17 protein-coding genes and 1 pseudogene are annotated in these 18,352 nt (G+C 71.7%); 11 read left to right on the top strand and 7 right to left on the bottom strand.

The genetic code is table 11. The features are described 5' to 3' along the window. Positions 1-14: 14 nt before the first annotated feature. Positions 15-662: a response regulator gene (locus ACWCQ1_RS38060; RefSeq protein ID WP_451028420.1), complete on the bottom strand. Its 648-nt coding sequence runs from the start codon at positions 660-662 to the stop codon at positions 15-17. Continuing rightward, the gene (locus tag ACWCQ1_RS38055; RefSeq protein ID WP_451028419.1) at positions 659-1,915 is read right to left on the bottom strand and encodes a sensor histidine kinase; all 1,257 of its coding nucleotides are present in this window, start codon (positions 1,913-1,915) and stop codon (positions 659-661) included. The genes ACWCQ1_RS38060 and ACWCQ1_RS38055 overlap by 4 nt, the downstream gene beginning before the upstream one ends. 346 nt (positions 1,916-2,261) lie before the next feature. On the opposite strand from ACWCQ1_RS38055, the gene ACWCQ1_RS38050 reads away from it, so the two are divergent. Together ACWCQ1_RS38050 and ACWCQ1_RS38045 are read left to right on the top strand one after the other, a co-directional pair. Next, the gene (locus ACWCQ1_RS38050) at positions 2,262-2,684 is read left to right on the top strand and encodes a DUF6069 family protein (RefSeq protein WP_451028418.1); all 423 of its coding nucleotides are present in this window, start codon (positions 2,262-2,264) and stop codon (positions 2,682-2,684) included. Positions 2,685-2,802: 118 nt separating this feature from the next. Beyond that, on the top strand, positions 2,803-3,492 hold the full coding sequence (locus tag ACWCQ1_RS38045; protein ID WP_451028417.1) for a siderophore-interacting protein: 690 nt from the start codon (positions 2,803-2,805) through the stop codon (positions 3,490-3,492). A 55-nt stretch (positions 3,493-3,547) separates the two neighbouring features. Here ACWCQ1_RS38045 and ACWCQ1_RS38040 read toward each other — a convergent pair whose 3' ends face one another. Then, positions 3,548-4,621, bottom strand: coding sequence for a maleylacetate reductase (locus tag ACWCQ1_RS38040; RefSeq protein WP_451028416.1), 1,074 nt, complete (start codon positions 4,619-4,621; stop codon positions 3,548-3,550). Then, entirely contained in the window at positions 4,618-5,499 is an 882-nt protein-coding gene (locus tag ACWCQ1_RS38035) for a dioxygenase family protein (protein ID WP_390700700.1), read from the bottom strand. The genes ACWCQ1_RS38040 and ACWCQ1_RS38035 overlap by 4 nt, the downstream gene beginning before the upstream one ends. 304 nt (positions 5,500-5,803) lie before the next feature. Between ACWCQ1_RS38035 and ACWCQ1_RS38030 the strand changes: the two genes are divergently transcribed. The 7 genes from ACWCQ1_RS38030 (at position 5,804) to ACWCQ1_RS38000 (ending at position 14,849) form a co-directional block, all read left to right on the top strand. Continuing rightward, entirely contained in the window at positions 5,804-6,826 is a 1,023-nt protein-coding gene (locus ACWCQ1_RS38030) for an AraC family transcriptional regulator (protein ID WP_390700701.1), read from the top strand. 219 nt (positions 6,827-7,045) lie between these two features. After that, positions 7,046-8,671 carry a streptophobe family protein gene (locus ACWCQ1_RS38025; protein ID WP_451028415.1) on the top strand — a complete coding sequence of 542 codons (1,626 nt, stop codon included), beginning with the start codon at positions 7,046-7,048 and terminating at the stop codon, positions 8,669-8,671. A 219-nt stretch (positions 8,672-8,890) separates the two neighbouring features. After that, complete coding sequence (locus ACWCQ1_RS38020) at positions 8,891-9,589, top strand: response regulator transcription factor (protein ID WP_451028414.1); 699 nt, start codon at positions 8,891-8,893, stop codon at positions 9,587-9,589. Next, the gene (locus ACWCQ1_RS38015; protein ID WP_451028413.1) at positions 9,586-11,208 is read left to right on the top strand and encodes an ATP-binding protein; all 1,623 of its coding nucleotides are present in this window, start codon (positions 9,586-9,588) and stop codon (positions 11,206-11,208) included. The genes ACWCQ1_RS38020 and ACWCQ1_RS38015 overlap by 4 nt, the downstream gene beginning before the upstream one ends. A gap of 170 nt (positions 11,209-11,378) precedes the next feature. Then, on the top strand, positions 11,379-12,671 hold the full coding sequence (locus ACWCQ1_RS38010) for a PucR family transcriptional regulator (protein WP_390700705.1): 1,293 nt from the start codon (positions 11,379-11,381) through the stop codon (positions 12,669-12,671). A 271-nt stretch (positions 12,672-12,942) separates the two neighbouring features. Beyond that, positions 12,943-14,166 (top strand): acyl-CoA dehydrogenase family protein, encoded by a 1,224-nt coding sequence (locus ACWCQ1_RS38005; RefSeq protein ID WP_390700706.1) that lies wholly within the window; start codon positions 12,943-12,945, stop codon positions 14,164-14,166. A 107-nt stretch (positions 14,167-14,273) separates the two neighbouring features. Continuing rightward, entirely contained in the window at positions 14,274-14,849 is a 576-nt protein-coding gene (locus ACWCQ1_RS38000; RefSeq protein WP_390700707.1) for a flavin reductase family protein, read from the top strand. Positions 14,850-14,858: 9 nt separating this feature from the next. Here ACWCQ1_RS38000 and ACWCQ1_RS37995 read toward each other — a convergent pair whose 3' ends face one another. Further along, positions 14,859-15,488: a TetR/AcrR family transcriptional regulator gene (locus ACWCQ1_RS37995; RefSeq protein ID WP_390700708.1), complete on the bottom strand. Its 630-nt coding sequence runs from the start codon at positions 15,486-15,488 to the stop codon at positions 14,859-14,861. A gap of 145 nt (positions 15,489-15,633) precedes the next feature. Between ACWCQ1_RS37995 and ACWCQ1_RS37990 the strand changes: the two genes are divergently transcribed. Beyond that, positions 15,634-16,404, top strand: a complete 771-nt coding sequence (locus ACWCQ1_RS37990; protein ID WP_390700709.1) for an SDR family NAD(P)-dependent oxidoreductase — start codon at positions 15,634-15,636, stop codon at positions 16,402-16,404. Between the two features lie 165 nt (positions 16,405-16,569). Then, positions 16,570-16,863 carry a hypothetical protein gene (locus tag ACWCQ1_RS37985; RefSeq protein ID WP_390700710.1) on the top strand — a complete coding sequence of 98 codons (294 nt, stop codon included), beginning with the start codon at positions 16,570-16,572 and terminating at the stop codon, positions 16,861-16,863. Here the strand turns inward: ACWCQ1_RS37985 and ACWCQ1_RS37980 are convergent. Further along, a complete protein-coding gene (locus ACWCQ1_RS37980; RefSeq protein WP_451028412.1) occupies positions 16,812-17,897 on the bottom strand; it encodes an amidohydrolase family protein in 1,086 nt (361 codons plus the stop codon). The genes ACWCQ1_RS37985 and ACWCQ1_RS37980 overlap by 52 nt on opposite strands. 244 nt (positions 17,898-18,141) lie before the next feature. After that, positions 18,142-18,247 (bottom strand): annotated as a pseudogene (locus ACWCQ1_RS37975) (hypothetical protein); the annotation flags it as partial. Positions 18,248-18,352 lie beyond the last annotated feature (105 nt).

The following is an 18,352-nucleotide window of genomic DNA, read 5'->3' as shown; positions in this document are numbered from 1 at the left end:
GACGTCGCCGGCGCTCAGTCCATGCGGATGATTCCCCGGCCAAGTGCGGCGGTGACCGCGGCGGTCCGGTCGCCGACGTCGAGCTTGGCGTAGATGTGCAGCAGATGGGTCTTGACCGTGGCCTCGGACAGGCGCAGGGCGCGGGCGATCTGCTTGTTGCTCTGTCCCCGGGCCACGGCGGACAGGACTTCGAGTTCCCGGCCGGACAAGCCGCCGCCCCGGTCGCCGCGCATATGGGCAAGAACCTTGGCGGCCACCGTGGGGGACAGCGCCGCGCCTCCCCGGGCGGCGGTACGGACGGCCGCACAGAGCTCATGGCGTCCGGTGTCCTTGAGCAGATAGCCGACCGCGCCGGCGTCGACGGCTGCGGTGATGTCGGCGTCCGTGTCATAGGTGGTCAGGACGAGGACCCGCACCTCGGGGTGGGCGGCACGGATGGCGGCGGTCGCGGCGGTGCCGTCCATGCCGGGCATCTGCAGGTCCATCAGCACCACGTCGGGTGCGAGTGCGGCGGTCTGGCGCAGGGCCTCGGCACCGTTGGCGGCCTCGCCCACGACATCAAGGTCGGGCTGGGTTGCCAGCACGGCGGCAAGCCCGTCGCGGACCACGGGGTGGTCGTCGACGAGGAGGACCCGGATCGTGGGACCGGTCGAAGGCCTCATGACGCCGGCGCCATACGGTCGTTGCCCGACACGGTGGCCGAAGGTTCCGAGACCGCAGGTTCCGAGACCGAGGGTCCGGAGGACGGGGACTCGGCCGGGAGCGGCACTGTGACGGCGACGGTCGTACCCTCGCCCGGGGCGCTTTCCACCGCGAACGTGCCGTCCAGGGCGATGATGCGCTCCCGCATGGTGATCAGCCCGATGCCGGTGTGCCGGGCGGCGGGTGCGAAGCCGGTGCCGTCGTCCTGGATGTCGATCGCCAGGACATCGCCGAGGTACGAGAGCGTGGCCGACACACTCACCGGGCGAGCGTGCCGCCGGGCGTTGGTCAGTGCCTCCTGCACGACGCGCAGCAACTCGCCCTCGGTACTGGGTGGCAGGGCGACCGGTCGGCCGGTCACGACCGTGTAGGCCTCGGTGCCGGTCTCCTCCGCCAGCCGGGCGGTGAGCTCGCGGACCGCGTCCGCCAGATGCGTGCGGTCCAGCGGCGCCGGGCGCAGGGCGTGCACGAGGCGGCGGCTCTCGACGAGGTTGTCCCGAGCCGTCCGCATGGCCTGCTCGACCCGGCGGGCCGCAGGGGAGTCGGGTGGCAGATCGTCACGTGCGGCGTCCAGCAGCATGGCGATGGACGCGAACCCCTGGGTCAGCGTGTCGTGGACCTCCCGGGCCAGGCGCTGGCGTTCGGCCAGGATGCCCGCCTGACGTTCCGCTGCCGCTCGTTCGGCCTGGGTGGCGGTGAGCTCGTCCAGGAGCCGCTGCCGCTTGTGACTCTCATGGTCGAGGGTGGCGACGTAGCAGGTGATGGTGACCCCCACCGCGGTGCCCAGCACGCAGCCCGTGAGCGCCCGCACATCGACCGGGCCGTCCGTGGTGAGGCTCTGCCACCACCAGACGGCGCCCAGCACGAGGACCCCGCCGGCCGACCACCAGGCCCGCCGCAGCCAGTACGGGCTCAGTACCGCCACGGCGACCGGGAGGAACGCGGGGTCCACGACGGCCATGACCGCCCACCCGGCCAAGGCCCCGACCAGGTAGGTCAGCGGCGGGCGGTCGGCGCCGCCGCGGAGCGCGATCCAGTACACGTACCAAAGGGCGAGCCCCACCGCCGGGCCGATGCGCGACAGCGCCGCGCCGGTCGTCATGTCCGCCCCGGCCAGCGCACTCGGCATGGACAGGGCGAGCACGATGGCGAAGAAGGCGTGCTGCCCCATGGCCTTCCACCGTTCCCGCGTCCATGCCTGTTGCAGTGCCATGGCCCTCAGAGTAGGTGAGTCGCGTACCGGAACAATCAGCCGGCCAGTGAGGGCGGGTCCACCGATCGGTGGACCAAGAGCCCGTCGGTCGGTCGATGTGCGGGAAGGGCGCGGGCGGCGACGATCGGCCCCGCGGACGACGGCCCGCTGCTCCACCGCCCCTTGTGAGGAACCACCCGTGCCCCTGGCCTCCGTTCCCGCCCGTCCAACGGCGAGGCCCACCTGGCCAGGAACGCTGCGGGCAGTCCGGCGTACCGGCGTCGAAGCCGGCCGTCTCCTTCAGCGAGTGGACGCCACCAGCGGCCCCAAGAACCGACCAAGCCCCCACCCACCATTTGGAGTTGCCGTGTCCTCTGTCTCCCAGACGCTTCCCGCACGCCGGGGTCCGCTCGTGGTGGCGGGAGGTGTGGTCGGAGCCGTCCTGCTGTCCTCTGTGGCCAACGCGTTGATCGCCGTGCTGGCGCACGCGCTGGGCGCACCGGACGACTTCGACCCGCTCAAGATCTCGTCGTACGTCTTTCTGACCGTGCTGGGGGTGCTGGCGGGATCCGCCGGATGGGCCCTCGTCCGCAGGTTCTCCCGCGATCCCGAACGGCTGCTGCGCCGACTCGTCCCCTCGGTCGTCGTGGTGTCCTTCGTCCCGGACTTCTTCAAGTTCGAGGACGGCGAGGTGACGGGTGTGGTCGCGCTGCTCCTGATGCACGTCGCGGTCGCGGTGATCGCGGTGTCGGCGTACCGCAGGGTCATGCCACTGGGCCCGGTGCGCTGATCACACGCCGCTCCGGCCCCGCCCGGCCGCCTGTGCCAAGGCCTGCCCACCCCTCGATCGCGTCACAACTCCCCTCCCTCGTCGCCCGGTTGGCCCTCTCTCCCACTTGGAGCCCGTCATGCCCGCCCTGCTGGATCCCGTCCTCGACCTGCTGACGCTGCGCGGAACCGTCACGGCCACCGAACCGATCGCCGCCCGTATGCGCCGGCTCCGCATCGAGGGCGACGCGCTCGCCGGGCTGACGGTGCAGCCTGGACAGCAGGTGCGGGTACTGGTGGGCAACGGGCTGACCCGGCGTACGTATTCGGTGTGGCACTACGAACCCGCCGGTGCCGTCGAGTTGTGCGTGCTGGACCATCCGGGCGCCGGGCCCGGCGCGGTGTGGGGGCGGACCGCCGAGGTGGGACACCAGGTCCGGCTGAGCCGGCCGGAGGGCTCCTTCGTGCTGCGCCCGGACGCCACGCACCACTTCTTCGCCGGGGACGAGACCGCGGCCGTCGCCTTCGGGGCGATGCTGGCCGCGCTCCCCGAGGGCGCGCGGGTCTCGGGCAGCGTGGAGACGGCGACGGAGGCGGACCGGCTGCCGCTGGCCCACGGCGACCGCCTCGACTGGCTGGTCAGGGGCGGTACATCGCTGCCGGACTCGGTACGACGGCTCGCTCCCGCGGCCGGCGGTGTCGCGTATGTCGCCGGGGAGGCGCGGACCGTGCAAGCGGTGAAGCAGGTGCTTGTGCGGGAGGCGGGCTGGGACCGGCGGTCGGTCCTCACCAAGCCGTTCTGGGCGCCGGGCAAGCGCGGACTGGAGTGATGACGACGGGGGCGAGGGCGACCACCCGCCGGCTCCGCGCTGCGCGGAGGTGCTCTCAGGAGGCCGGGGGCTGTCCGGACCAGGCGGCGCGCAGGAGCCGGGTGAGGCCTTCCGCGGTCACCTCACGCGGGTTGGCGTAGGGGTTGGCCAGCGCGACCTCGACGATCCGGTCGATGTCGCCCTCGGCCATGCCGAGCTCCCGCAGGGACCGCGGCGCACCGAGCCGGCCGGCGAGGTCCCACAGATACGTGGCCGGGTCGGCGGAGTCGCCGAGGGCACGGCCGAGCGCGGCCACCGCCTTGGGTGCCGCGCCCTGGTTGTAGGCGAGGGCGTGCGGGAGCACCACGGTGTGGGTCGGGGCGTGGGGCAGGTCGAGGGTGCCGCCGAGGGCGTGGCAGAGCTTGTGGTGCAGGGACATGGTGGTGGCCCCGAGGCAGGCGCCGCACAGCCAGGCGCCGTACTGGGCGCGGGCGCGGGCGTCGAGGTCGGTGCCGTCGGCGACGACGTGGGGGAGTGCGGCGGCCAGCGCCCGCACTCCTTCCTCGGCCATCAGGTCGATGAGCGGGGAGGCGTCCGGCGCGTACAGGGCCTCGACCGCGTGCGCGATCGCGTTCATGCCGCTGGTCGCGGAGACGGCCGCGGGCAGGGCCACCGTGAGCGCGGGGTCGTACAGCACTGAGACCGGCAGCACACGGGGATCCCGGCCGGTGCGTTTGACGCCGTTCTCCGTCAGGCCCCACACCGGCGTCATCTCGGACCCGGCGTACGTCGTCGGGACGGCGATGACCGGCAGGCCGTACCGCAGGGCGACGATCTTCCCGAGGCCGATCGCCGAGCCGCCGCCGACGGCGACGCAGCCCTCCGCGTTCACCTCTTTCGCCCGTCGTTGGGCCTCGGCCGCCGATTCGGCGGGCACGTGCATACGGGCGTGGGGGTGGATGTCCACGGCGCGCGGGCCGATGAGGCCGGCGACGGTCTCGGCGAGCTCCCGCTGTCCGGGCGAGCACAGCACCATGACCCGCTTGAGGCCGGCGTGGTCGATCTCGTCGGCGAGCCGGCCGAGGGCGCCGGTGCCCAGCACCACGCGCATCGGGAGCGCCTGGTAGCTGAAGTCCAACGGGGTGTTCACAGGGCGTCCTCCGCTGTCTCGGGCTCGACGGTGATGTCGAACTCGGCCCTGCGGAACGGAGCGTTGACCTCGTACGCGCGGGCCGTCTCCGCGTCGTCGACCTGCTCGAAGTCGACGACCAGGCTCTCCTTGACGGCGAAGACGGCGTCCGAGTCCAGGTAGGGGCCGTCGGCGACGAAGATGTGTGTCGTCAGCGGCCGGTGGCCGGCGGCCTCGACGATGAAGTGGATGTGCGCCGGGCGGTACGGGTGCCGCTCGGTGGCGTCGAGCAGCGCGCCCACCGGGCCGTCGGTCGGGATGGGGTAGTGGCTCGGCACGACCGTGCGGAACCACACGCGGCCTTCGTCGTCGGTACGGAACAGTCCGCGTCCGTTGCCGAGCGGCTGGACGTCGGGCTGCTGCACGTCGTAGAAGCCGTCCTCGCTGCACTGCCACACGTCGACGCTCGCGCCGGCCAGCGGGCGGCCGTCCGCCGAGGTGACGCGGAGCGAGACGACGCAGGGCGTTCCGGTGCCCATGAGATCGATGTTGTCCCCGCTCTCGCGCTTCGGGGACTCCACCACGTGAAACGGTCCGAGGACCGTGCTCTCCGTGCCTCCGCCCTCCTCGTTCACCGTCTCGACCAGCATGGAGACACCCAGAACGTCGGAGAGCAGGATGAATTCCTGGCGGGTGGGATCGCATTTCTGCCCGACGGCCGTGAGGTAGTCCACGGCGTACTCCCACTCCTGGATCGTGGGGCGCAGTTCACGGACGTAGCCGTGCAGATGGCGGACGAGTCCTTGGAGCAGTTCGCGCAGCCGGGGGTCCGGGGTGGCGCGGAAACTGTCGAAGGCTGCGGCGGTGATGGCCTGCGCCGCCTCGTCGGTGCCGGGCATGACATTCCTCCAGTGGTGGCTCGCTCCTCGCACCGGGCGGCGGCTCCGGGCGAGTGAGTCACGACAACGCTAGGGAGCCGAGGCCGGGGGCGATATCCGCGCAGCGCGACCGGCAGCCGAATCGCGCGACGCGTTCGGACGACCGGTCCGGGGACGCGGTCTGGAGGAACATGGAGGCCGCATGGAGGACTCGCGTCCACCGCCCGTGTGACCATGCTCGCACCAGACCGATGACCTGGGGTTCTCCGCCGGAACCCGCGGATCACCCCTTGTTGCGCGGGCAAGGCGCGGACAACAATGACGTATGGGCCGCTCACCTCTTGCGAGCCACGTACTGTGCCGCGACTCGGGCTTCGAGGACTTCCGCGAACGCCTCAACGACCTGTTCTATCCGGCGGACGTCACCCCGCTGTCGGGCCCCGAGGGCCCCGGCGGCGAACTCCGTGGCACACGCACTGAGCACATCACCGTCGGCCTGATGACCTTCGGCCAGCGCACACGCGTCGATCCCGGCCGTACGCCGTCGCACTACCACGTCAATGTCGTCCTGCGCGGCTCCCTCGAAGCCGCCACCGGACGCCAGGAGATGGTGGCCACCGCCGGAGACGCGATGGTCTTCACACCGACGCGGCAGCACCGGCTGCTGAGCTGCGACCGCGGTGAGCAGCACCTGGGAATCAAGATCGACCGGAGCCTCGTCGAAGCCGAGCTCGAAGCCCTCCTGGGCCGCTCGCTGCAGGCTCCGCTGGAATTCGCGTTCGGCTTCGATCTGACATCCGCGCCCGGCCGCAGTTGGCGCAGCACGCTGGACCTGTTGCTCGCGGAGTCCGACAACACCGGCGGGCTCATCGGCCGGCCCGCGGTCCAGCGGCACTTCGAGCGCCTCCTAGTGAGCGGTCTGCTGCTGGCCCAGCCGCACACCTACTCGGAAGCGCTGCTGCGTCCGCAACCCCCCGCCTACCCACGGACGGTACGCAAGGCCGTCGACCTGATCGAGGCCCATCCCGAGACCCCCTTCACCGTCGGGGACCTGGCCCGGGCCGCAGGCATCAGCGCGCGACGCCTCCAGGAAGGGTTCAGGGAGCACCTCGGTGTGACCCCGATGACGTATCTGCGCAACGTCCGCCTGGACCGGGTTCACGCCGACCTCCGCACGGGCACCACCGGAGTCACCGAAGCGGCCGGCCGGTGGGGCTTCACCCACCTGAGCCGGTTCTCCGCCGCCTATCGCCGGCGCTTCGGTACCGCACCCTCCGAGACCCTGGCCAGGTCCCGCGGTCAGGACCTCGGCCGGGCGGGGGAACCGCAGGCACGACGGCACCCGTAGGCCGACTCTGGGAATTTCCTGAGAACGGGGCGGCACGCCGGTCGTGCGCGCCGCGTGACCTGCGTCGCTCTCGCACCGGCTCACAGAAATCTCCCAGAACCTCTCGGGAACGTCGTACCCGGAACCGTGACTGTGTGCGGGTCCCTGGCACGCGGCGCCGTAGTCTCCCCCCGCTCGGCGCCGCGTGCTCCCCCGCGAGCGATGCGGAGTGCCTCCCCTATGGCTGCTACCCCTGTGGCTGTCACCACGCCCCACCCCCGGACCAGGCCCGGTTCCAGCCCGCGGCCCGGTACGAGCCCGCGATCCCCACGCCACACCGTGCCGGTCCGGCTGATCGGCCCGTGGCAGAACGCCCTGGAAGGTGCGGCGGCCGTGCTGTGCGCGGTGGTCGCCATGGCGGCCGTGTCCGCGCTGGCGCTGGCCCTGTTGGACGCCGGATCGTTCGGGTCGCTGTGGTCGCTGACGACGGCCCTGACCGCCATGGCGGTCGGCGGCTCGGTGAGCGCGGGTTCGGATGTCTCCGCGGACACCGGGTCGATGGGCGGTCTGGCCTCCCTGTTCGGCGGTGGCGGCATGGGCCCGTCGATGAGCGGTGCCGTCGACGCCGTACCGCTCGGCGTCACGCTGGTCGGCGCCGTCGTGCTGTGGATCGCGTTCTCCCGGCGGCTGCGTCAGGGGCAGCAACGGGGGTTCACGGCCGGTGAACTGGCCGTGCGGGCGGCCGGAGCGGCATCCGCGGCACTGGTGACCTTCATGATCGTGGCCGCCCTGGCACGGGGATCGGTCAGCATGCCCGCGTCGGCGATGACCGGGATGGGAGGAGCCGACGGAGCCGACGGCGACCGGTCTGCCGGGGGATTCGGGGGCGGTGGTGGGCTGGGCGATCTCATGGGCGGTGGGGACGGCGGTGGTCTGGGCGGTTTCATGGGCGGTGGGGACGGTGGTGGCCTGGGTGGCCTCATGGGCGGTGCGGACGGCGGTGGCCTCGGTGGCTTCATGGGCGGTGGCGGTACGGGGGCGCAACAGGCCATGACGTACCACGTGAGCGCGGGGTCGGCGGGCCTTGGCGCGGTGCTGTGGGTGGCCGTCGTACTCGGTGCGGGATTCCTGATCAGTCGCCGGGTGCAGCTGCCGGTGGGCGGTGCGCTGGACCGGCTGCGCACCATCTGGGGTCCGGGTCTCTCGGCGGTCGTCCGCACGAGCCTCGTCCTGGTGGCGGTTCCGCTGGTGGCCCTGGCGGTCGCCGGGGCGGTGGCCGGTGGCCGGGCCGCCTCGGCGGCGGGTGCCGTCCTGCTGGTCGCCCCGAACGCCCTGGCGGTGTTCCTGACGCTCGGTGTCGGTTCCTCCTGGACGGCCGCGGTGCACCCGGCGCAGAGCGACGGCGGCGGCAACCCGCTCGCCGCACTCATGGGCGGCATGGGCGGCGGTCAGCAGCCCGACCGTACCGAGCACCTGAGGTCCCTGTCGGCAGGCGGATGGCCGCTGTGGCTCGCGGCCCTCGCGGTGACCTGTCTGATCCTGCTCGCCTGCGCCTACCGGGCGGCCCGTGCCACGCACGGCGGCCGGGCCCTGCCCTTGCTTCCCTATCGGGGCCCGCTGGCCGGGCACCTCGCCATGGCCGAGCGGTTCGGTGTCGTCACGGCCGTCGTCCTGGGCCTTGCGGCCTGGCTGGCGGGGGCGTCCGGGAACTTCGGCGTCAGCATGTTCGGCAGCACGATGGGGGGAGTGGAGGCCGAGCTGAGTGGCAGCGTGCTGCTGACGGTTGTGTTCGGGCTGCTCGTCGGGGCCCTGGCCGGGTTCGCCGGGAGCGTGCTGTCCGCGGTGCGCGGGTTCCGCAGGGCGTAGTGACAGGGGGCCTCGCATGGTGACCACAGCTCTCTTTCGTATCCTGCCGGGCAGGATCCCGCCCGCCGCGGGGTGCGTGCCTTCTGCCGTGTCCGCGTGTCCGGCGGGGCCGGGAGCGTGTCCCGGTTGCCTGGAGGCCCCCCTTTGACACCTGTTGAGCGCTCTGCCCCACCTGGCACCGGCATCGAAGGCGCATCCCGCGCAGGTGCCCCGACCGGCGTGAACCTGCTGGTCGTGGACGACGAGCCCACTGTGCGGGAACTGCTGTGCGCGGCCCTGCGGCACGCCGGTTTCACCGTCGCCGCCGCCGGCACCGGCCAGGAGGCCCTGGACCGGGCGGAGGCGGTCTCGCCCGATCTCGTCCTGCTGGACGTCATGCTTCCCGACCTCGACGGCTTCGAGGTGATCCGCCGACTGCGTGAGCGGTACCGGTCGGCGGCGGCGCCTCGCACCGGCCACATCCCGGTCGTGTTTCTCACCGCCCGTGACGCGACCCAGGACAAGATCGAGGGCCTGGTTCTGGGCGGCGACGACTACGTCACCAAGCCGTTCGACCTCCAGGAGCTGATCGCGCGCATCCGTGCCGTGTTGCGCCGCACCAGCGGCGACCCCACGGCGCTGCTGCGCGTGGCCGACCTGGAACTCGACCCGGACGGCGTCCAGGTGGCCCGGGCGGGCGAGCCGTTGCGCCTGTCGCCCACCGAGTTCCGGCTGTTGCACTACCTGATGGCCAACGCCGGGCGCACGGTCTCGAAGCCGCAGATCCTCCAGCGGGTGTGGGACTACGACTTCAACGGCGACACCGGCATCGTCGACACCTACATCAGCTATCTGCGCCGCAAGATCGACAACGGTGGTCCGAAGCTCATCCACACCGTGCACGGCGTGGGGTACGTGCTGCGCGGAGCGAAGACGTGACCAGGCTCCCTCGGGTCCGTGCGCTGTGGGCGCGCGCGTCCCTGCGCAGCCGGGTGCTGCTGTTGTCCGTCGCCCTGCTGGCGGCCGGCTTCACGGCGTTCGCCCTGGTCACCGGAAACGCCCTGCGCGGCTATATGGAGAACCGCGTCGACGCCCAACTCCGGGCCGCCGCACAGGTACTCGCCGTCCTGCCGGCCACGGTGGCGGAGAACGGAGCCGACCGGACGCCGCCGGCGTACCTCGCCGACTTCAACACGGCCGTCCTCGGCAACCCCGTCATCACGTACGTCACCGCGGAAGGCGCCGTCGAGAGCAGCATCGACTCCTTCGCCGCGGACCGGACGAGCAACGCGCACGGTCCGGCACTCGCCCGGCTGGACACGGCCGCCGTCGAGGCCCACGGCGGCCGCCCCTTCACCGTCGGCAGCACGAAGGGCGACGCACGCTGGCGGGTGATCGCCGTGCCCAGAGCCGCGCGTGCCGCGCTGCCGGGGACCGCGGTGACGAGCTCCGCCGCCTCCGGCAGTGTGGTCGTGGCCATGCCGATGGGCCAGGTGGACGGCACGGTGGGCCGTATGTGGCAGAACTACCGGACCACCGGCCTCGCCCTGCTCGCCGTCCTGGCCGTGGCGGGCTGGTTCGCGGTCCGTTCCGGGCTGCGTCCGCTGTCCCGCGTCGAGCAGACCGCCGCCGAGATCGCGGGCGGCGACCTGTCCCGCCGGGTGCCCGAACTGGCCGGGCCCAAGACGGAGTTGGGGCGTCTGGCCGCCGCGCTGAACAGCATGCTCGGGCAGTTGGAGACCGCGTTCGCCGCGCGCGCCGAGTCCGAGGCGCGGATGAGCCGGTTCGTCGCCGACGCCAGCCACGAGCTGCGCACCCCGCTCGCCGGCATCAAGGGCCTGACCGATCTGCACCGCATGGGTGCCCTCCCCGCACGCGAGGACATCGACGCCACGATGGACCGCATCGCCCGCGAGTCCGAACGTCTCACCCGGCTCGTCGAGGACATGCTCCAGCTGGCCCGCCTCGACGAACACGCGCTGAAGACCACGGAGAGCCCCACCGGTTCCCCCGCCCCCGGCCTCCCACCCGACCTCGACCTCACCCCCACCGACCTGCGCACCCTCGCCGCCGACGCCCTCCACGACGTACGCGCCCTGGACCCGGCCCGCACCGTCACGCTCACCGGTCCGGGCGGTGACGGCCCGCCCGCGCCCGCACCGGCCCTCGCCGACGAGGCCCGGCTGCGTCAGGTCGTCACCAACCTGGTCGGCAACGCCGTCACCCACACCCCACCCGGAACCCCCCTCCGGATCGGCGTCGGCACGGTCGGCGACCACGCCGTCCTGGAGATCGCCGACCAGGGACCGGGTCTCACCCCGCAGCAGAGCGGCCGTATCTTCGAGCGCTTCTACCGCGCCGACACCTCACGCAACCGAGCCACCGGCGGCGCCGGCCTCGGCCTGTCCATCGTCCACTCCCTGATCACCGCTCACGGCGGACAGATCGAGGTCGAGTCGGCCCCCGGCGAGGGCGCCACGTTCCGGATCCTGCTGTCCCGGCTCACCGATCAGCCGACTTCGGCAAGCCCGCCGGAACCGGCGGTTCGCCCGCGGTGACCGGCGCCTGGGCGGGCCCGGGGGGGTGGTCGCAACACGACGAGGGTGCAGCGGCTGCTGCGCACCGGCGGTCGAGATGGTCCAATCTTCATATTCATCTGAGAGCCGTCGAGCCGAGCCACGCGGACTGGGACAGTCGCGTCGCAGGACGGCCGGGACGGGAGGCGGGGTTGGCCGAGCACATCGGAGCGTGGGTGAGGAAACTGCACCCGGCCGTGGACCCCGGGGAGCCCACCTGCACTCGCGAAACGGTACGCCGTGCGATCGACCAGGTCGGTGACCAGCCGGTCGCGTGGGCGGTCGCGGTGGCGGCCGACATCGTCCAGGACGGCGCGTTCCCGGATCTGACCGGCACCGGCCTGAGAGGCCGGCAGGTCATGCGCTCCAGCATCGAGTCGATCGTCATCTCGACGCTCCTCGCCATCGAGGCCGACGGCCACCCACCGGCCCAGATCCCGCCCGAGGCGGAGGCACACCTGGTGGACCTGGTCCGCCGCCGGGTTCCGGTCGACCTGCTCCTGACTCATCAGCGCAGGATCCACTCACAGCTGGCCGATCACTTCATGGGCGGCTGCCGCTCCCTGGTGCCGCTCACCGATCTCGCGGCATCACTCGAGCATGTGTCTCATGTGCTCTTCGAGTTCGCCGACACCTTCGCCACCATCACCGCCGAGTCGTACGCCGCCCAGAACGAGCGGTTTCTGAGCAGCACCGCCGCCGCCAGGTACGAGACGGTTCTGGCACTGCTGGCGGGGGAGGGCGCGGTCGACGCGGCGTCCCGGCAACTGGCCCACCCCCTGACGAACGCGTACCACATCGGCCTGGTGCTGCATCCGGCCGACTCGCCCAGCCACACCGCGGATCACCTGGACCACCTGGCCCGGTCCCTCCTGCGCGGTTTCGGCGCGGACGCTCAACTGGTGGTGCCGGTGGACCGTACCGAGACATGGGCGTGGGGGGCGTTCCGGGCGCGGCCACCGGGTGAGACGCCGCTGCTGCCCGGCGGGGCCGACGTGCTGGTGGGCGTGGGGGCTCCGCATCGAGGCGTCGAGGGTTTCCGGTCCACCCATGAGGAGGCCCTCGAAGCCGTGCGGGTCGGGGCTTTCGGTGCGCGCTCGACGGCGGGCGCGAGTGTCGTCCGGTACGACGAGGTCCGGCTGCTCTCGCTGCTGATCGCGGACCCCGGCAAGGCCGCTCGCTTCGTGCGCGACGAACTCGGCGCGCTGGGATCGAGCGCGGCTTCCACCAGGGTTCTGCGCCGGACGGTGCGGGCCTACCTGGACTGCCACGGCAGTCCGGCGGAGGCCGCCAAGGAGCTGCGGGTCGCGAAGAACACGGTCATCTACCGGGTCAAGCGGGCGGAGGAACTCCTGGGCCGCTCCGTCAGGGACTCCCAGCTCGAACTGCACGCGGCACTCCGCCTCGCGGAGCTGTTCCCCGATCTGGACGACACCGCTCACTGACGGGCACACGTCGCGAATCCCGCGCACCCGGGGCACGGGCCGGCCGACCTCCGGCGTGAGCTGCTCGACGCACGAGCCCGGCGACCGCGCCACCGTTCTGGACCCCACCTTGGACCCACCTTGGACCCGTTTTGGACCCCGGGCCCAATCGGCGTCGAAAGCTTGGCAGGTCAGGCATAGAGACCGGCGTCACGCCGGGACTTCAATCGGCAGCAGGACGATATGGCCGGCCACCGCTTCGGCAGGTGAGCCGCCGAGGCAAGGAGGCCTCATGACTGCTCTCGATGACGTCACGACGTTTGGACCGGAGGCGCAGAGCGAAGCGCGCGAACGTCTGCTGCGGACCGCCCGCGACCTACGGCCGCTCCTGCGTGAGCATGCCGACGAGTCCGAGCGCAACCGCCGCCTGGCCGAGAACACGGAGCGGGCCCTGCGCGAGTCCGGGTTGTTCCAGGCCACGACGCCCCGCCGGTCGGGCGGAGTCGGCGGAGACGTCCGGACCCTCATCGAGCTGTCGGCCGAGATCTCTCGGGGGGACTCGTCCGCGGGCTGGGTCGCCTTCATCGCCAACACGACCGCGTTCGGCATGGGCCTCTTCCCCGACGACGTGCGGGAACTGGTGTACGGCCCGGACCCCCGCAACGTCGCGATCAGCCAGTTCGCCCCCGGCGGGACCGCCGAGAAGGTCGACGGTGGCTACCGCATCAACGGCAAGTGGGGCTTCGCCTCGGGCTGCTACCAGGCCCAGTGGACGCTGAACGCGTTCCTCGTCCTCGACGCGGAGGGCCAGCCATCGGAGGTGCGGTGGGCGCTGATGCCGCTGGCCGAGATGCGCATCGAGGACACGTGGTACGTCGTCGGCATGGCGGGGACCGGCAGCAACACCCTCGTGGCCGAGGACCTCTTCGTCGAGGACCGGTGCACCCTGGACCTCGAGACGTTCATGGGCACGAGTGTCTTCCCGATCTGGCACGACGACGAGACAAGCTACCGGGCGCCGCTGAACGCTCTCGCCTGTCTCGGCCTGTGCGGTCCGCTGCTGGGCATGGCCGAGGCCGCCTGGGACTTCACGACGGAGAACCTCGCCAAGGGCCGCCCCATCAGCTACTGGGCCTACACGGACCGCCGGGACGCCCCCAGCTACCGCCTCGCCCTCGCCGACGCACGGGTCGCGATCGACGCGGGCCGCATGCATCTGCTCAGGTCCGCCGACGAGATGGACGACGCCGCGCGCGAGGGCCGGGTCCTCGACGCGGCGGCCCGGGCGCGGATCCGCGGCGACTCCGAGATCGCGACGCGTAACTTCCGCCAGGCGGTCACGCTCATGCTCGACATCGTCGGCACGAGCAGCTTCGCCCAGGCCAACCCGCTCCAGCGCGTCTGGCGTGACCTGACCGTCGCCAGCGGCCACGGCCTGAACAACCCCCTGCTGAACCGGGAGGTCTACGGCCAGAGCCTCGTCGGTCGCGACACCGCGGAGATCGGTTCGCTCTGAGGCCGTCACGGCCCGGCCGGCACGGCCTGACTCCTGCGTGGTGGCCCCGCGGCCCGGCCCTCGGGGCCACCACGGCGGGACTCGACACGTCGAAAGGACCTTCCGCCATGACGACATTCGCCATGCCTTCTCCCGCTCACCCCCCGATCCACCTGACCGCAGCGGAACGGGCGGAGTCACTGCCGGCCGAGACCTTCAGGTCGGCGTTCCGGATGCACCCCTCCGGGGTCGCCGTCGTGACCGCCGACCTGGGTGGGCGGCCGGTCGCGATCACGGTCAGCTCGTTGGCCTCCGTCAGCGCCGAACCGCCGCTGATCGTCTTCTCCGTCTCCTCGCGGGCCTCCAGCAGCGCGGTCCTGCGGCGGGCCGACAGCGTCGTCATCCACATGGTGGGCAGCGACCAGCTCTGGCTCGCGCAGCTCGGGGCCACCAGCGGGGTCGACCGCTTCGCCGATACGAGTGCCTGGACGCGGTTGGCCACGGGCGAACCGGTCTTCACGGCAGCCCCCGCGTGGGTCCGAGGGAAGGTGGTCTCCCGTATCGAGGCGGGAGAGGCCTGGATCTTCGTCGTCCACGCGGTGTCGGCGTCCGTGCCCGAGGGGGCCGCCGAGCCGGTGGCGGCTCCACTCGTCTATCACTCCCGGTCCTGGCACCGGCTCGATGATCGCTCGAAGCTGGCGTGACGCGGGCCGTTACGGCGTGCCGGTGAGGTTGCGCATCACCTCGTGCACCTGCTGCGGGGTCAGCGGGGCGGCCGGGAGCGGGCGGGCGGCTTCGGCGCGCAGGCCGTCGAGGGTGAAAGCGACGCCCCGGCGCCAGGCCTCGGGGGCCGCGTCCGTCAAAGCCTGGGCCAGCAGGCCGTTGGCGCCGAAGATGAACAGCAGGTCCTCTCTTGTGAAGTCGGGGCGCAGGGCGCCGGCCTGCTGAGCCCGCTGGATGAGGCGCGTGGCGGCGACGTGGGTGCTCTGGCAGATGGCCATCAGGCGTACGGCGTCCGGATAGCTGCCGGTGACCACGTCCCTGATCACGGGGTCGGTGACCTGCAGTTCGCACATCGTCTCGATGTAGTACGCGAATCCGTCCCAGGCGTCGTCACGGGCCAGGGCCTCTTCGGCGACCTGGCCGAGTCGCTCCGCGGCCAGGTCGGTGACCACTTCGTCGATGAGCGCCTCGCGGCTGCCGAAGAGGTTGTAGAGCGTGCCGTGGCTCACGCCGGCGCGGCGGGCGATCTCCTTCAGGGGGGCCTGGAGGCCGCGCTCACGGAAGAGCTCGGCTGCCGCTGTTCGCAGCTTCTGGGCGTTGCGTTGCGCGTCGGCCCGCATCCGGCGTCCCTCCTGCTCGTGTGATGGGCGTCCATGGTCGCATTCTCCGACAGCACCGAAGTTGACCTAGGGGTCAAGTTCGATGCTAGGCTGGGACCTTAAGTTGACCCATTGGTCAAGATAACTCACGGCAAGGAGAATTCCCATGTCCAAAGTCATCGCCGTCTTCGGTGCCGGCACCGGCCTGGGCCTGTCCGTTGCCCGCCGCTTCGGCCGGGAAGGCTTCCGCGTGGCCCTGGTGGCCCGCCGCAAGGAGCGGCTCGACGCCCTCGTCGCACAACTCGCCGACGAGGGCGTCGAGGCCACCGCCTTCCCCGCCGACCTGTCCGACCCCGCGGGGGTTCCCGCCCTGGTGGACGCCATCCGCGACCACTTCGGCCGGATCGACGTCGTCGAGTACGGGCCGATCGGCGCCGACCAGGCCTTCAGCCCGGCCGCGCAGCTGGACGCGGCCACTCTGGAAAAGATCTCCCGGGTGCTCCTCCTGACGCCGGTGGAGGTGTTCCGCGCCGTACTGCCGGAGCTGACCGAACGCGGCGACGGCGCCCTGCTGATGACCACCGGCTACACGGCGGTGCAGGGTGTGCCTCACATCAGCGGCCCGGGCCCGGTGATGTCCGCCGCCCGCAACTACGTCTACGCGCTCAACGGCGAACTCGCCGGTACCGGCGTCTACGCCGGCACCCTCACCATCGCCGCCCTGATCACCGGCAGCGAGTCGTACGAGGCGGCCACCAAGGGCGACATCGACCTTCCGGACACCGGCATCGAGTTCCCCGTCGTCCACCCGGACGAACTCGCCGAGCACTACTGGAACTTGTACACCCGGCGTGACCGCGTCGAGCTGGCCCACCCGGTGGAGCTGACCCCGCAGGCCGGTTTCGCCGCGCCCCCGCAGGCCGACGCCACCGCGTAACCGCCGGGAACCGCACGGCAGTGGCCGCCCGGAGCCGACCGAGCCACGGTTCCTTCTGCGCCGACACCGGACGGCCCCAGCCTGCGACACCGCCCCGCGACCACGGCCCTCAACGCGGGGGAGGAGCAAGGAAGTCAGCGCACGGGCGCTCGGTCGAAGTCGGCGGTGTCCGGCCTGGCCACGTTCGCCCTCGCCACCATCGGCGCCTCAGCCACCTTCCCCATCGCCAGCCACCTGGTGTCCGGCACCGCGGCGGAACGCTCGCTGATGGTGGTACCCACCCCGACCTCGCTGCCTCCCCAACTCCTGGCAGGACGACGTCAGATGGAGGAGCCGGCCGTCGCTCCGGCTGCGGAGTCGGTGTCGGACGACCAGGTGATCGGGATGCCGGCCGACCGGGCCCGGAATCAGGGCCTGCGGCTGACCGGTGAGGGCGGGGTGCTGCAAGCCAGGCTCTGAACCCCCTTCCGGCCTCGTGTCCGGTCGCCGAGCCTGAGCAGCCGTTCGGCGTTGCGGTGCGCGATCTTCTCTCGGTCCGGAGAGCTGACCGGAAGGGCGTCGAGGAACGCGCGGGCTTCGTCGTTGCTGCTGTAGGGGTAGTCGACGGAGAACAGGATGCGATCGGTACCCAGGGCGTGCACGGCGGCGGCGAACGGGGCGTGGTCGAAGACGCCGCTGGTGGTGACGTAGATGTTCTCGGTGAAGTACTCCTGAACCGGCCGCTGGAGGCCGCTGGTCCCGCTCAGTATCCAGTTCGCACGCCAGATCATCGACGGCAGCGCCTCGCCCATGTGGCCGATGACGAGTTGCAGGCGCGGGAACCGGTCGAACACGCCGCCGAGGATCAACCGGAGCACGTGGAGGCCGGTGTCGACGTGCCATCCCCATGCTCCGGAGGCAAGAGCGGCGTTGACCGTCGGGGAGAAGCCGGAGTAACACGCGTCCACCACCGCCTGGGGCGGGTAACCGGGGTGGAGGTAGACAGGGACGGCCAGCGCCTCGGCGGCCTCGAAGATCGGCCAGAAGAACTGGTCGTCGAGATACCGTCCGTTGACGTGTCCGTTCGTCATCGCCCCGACGAACCCCAGGCTGCCGACGGCCCGTTCGAGTTCCTTGGCGGCCGCGCCGGGATCGGGTGTCGGGAGGGTGGCGAACCCGGCGAAGCGGTCCGGGCGGACGGCGATCGCCTCGGCCGCGACATCGTTGGCCTCGGCCGCGAGCCGCACAGCCGTGCTCGCGTTCAGGCCCTCCGTGCCCGGCGTGGTCTGTGAGAGAACCTGCACATCGATGCCTGCCGCGTCCATGTCCGCCAGCCGCTGCTCGCCCAGATCGAGGAGGCGCGCGAGTGTCTGCTCGCCGACCCCCGAGAACCCCGCTCCGGCGAGGCCGTCGTGGGGGTCTCGCACCTGGGGTTTCCGCAGCAGGGGATGATCCGCGTTCGCATCCCGAAGGGCTTGCGTGCTGAAGTGCTCCTCAAGAGCGATGATCGTCATCAGCCGATCCCGCCGTAAGGCATGAGCCGCATGTTCCGTGCCCCTTCCTCATATTCCACCGCATGCCGGCCGCGACCACGAAGACGGCGTGTTTGTTCGTAGAGCGGTGCGCTTTCCTCGTGCGCCTCGTGCGCCGCGTGCGCTTCGTTCGCCAAGGGCCCCGGCAGGATCCCGGCGACACGCACGACCGTGAGGTCAGCCTGGTCTCCGGCGGCCTCACCGATGAGCGTATGCAGCCGGGTCATCCCGGCCACTCCTTCGGGCAAGCGGGCCTTGGCCAGCCGCCGCCCCGTGGAGTCCATCACCTCGACGTCGTGATGGTCCTCCGCCCAGTCGTCGCCTACGAACAGCCGCAATGTTCCTCCCGCGATCGATGCCGATCACCTGCAGCAGCCTGCCGGAGAACCATCTGCGACCTAATCAAGCAGTGCTCACGCCCAGGTTCGGCGGGCACG

Source organism: Streptomyces sp. NPDC002144 (genome assembly GCF_053593695.1).
This window is presented reverse-complemented; position numbering and strand designations above follow the sequence as displayed.

Coding starts and splice junctions, on each gene's coding strand:
- ACWCQ1_RS38005 (WP_390700706.1), top strand. CDS start 12,943: ATGACTGCTCTCGATGACGTCACGACGTTTGGACCGGAGGCGCAGAGC.
- ACWCQ1_RS38055 (WP_451028419.1), bottom strand. CDS start 1,915: ATGGCACTGCAACAGGCATGGACGCGGGAACGGTGGAAGGCCATGGGG.
- ACWCQ1_RS38030 (WP_390700701.1), top strand. CDS start 5,804: ATGGGCCGCTCACCTCTTGCGAGCCACGTACTGTGCCGCGACTCGGGC.
- ACWCQ1_RS38000 (WP_390700707.1), top strand. CDS start 14,274: ATGACGACATTCGCCATGCCTTCTCCCGCTCACCCCCCGATCCACCTG.
- ACWCQ1_RS37990 (WP_390700709.1), top strand. CDS start 15,634: ATGTCCAAAGTCATCGCCGTCTTCGGTGCCGGCACCGGCCTGGGCCTG.
- ACWCQ1_RS38060 (WP_451028420.1), bottom strand. CDS start 662: ATGAGGCCTTCGACCGGTCCCACGATCCGGGTCCTCCTCGTCGACGAC.
- ACWCQ1_RS37995 (WP_390700708.1), bottom strand. CDS start 15,488: ATGCGGGCCGACGCGCAACGCAACGCCCAGAAGCTGCGAACAGCGGCA.
- ACWCQ1_RS38025 (WP_451028415.1), top strand. CDS start 7,046: ATGGCTGCTACCCCTGTGGCTGTCACCACGCCCCACCCCCGGACCAGG.
- ACWCQ1_RS37980 (WP_451028412.1), bottom strand. CDS start 17,897: ATGACGATCATCGCTCTTGAGGAGCACTTCAGCACGCAAGCCCTTCGG.
- ACWCQ1_RS38035 (WP_390700700.1), bottom strand. CDS start 5,499: ATGCCCGGCACCGACGAGGCGGCGCAGGCCATCACCGCCGCAGCCTTC.
- ACWCQ1_RS38045 (WP_451028417.1), top strand. CDS start 2,803: ATGCCCGCCCTGCTGGATCCCGTCCTCGACCTGCTGACGCTGCGCGGA.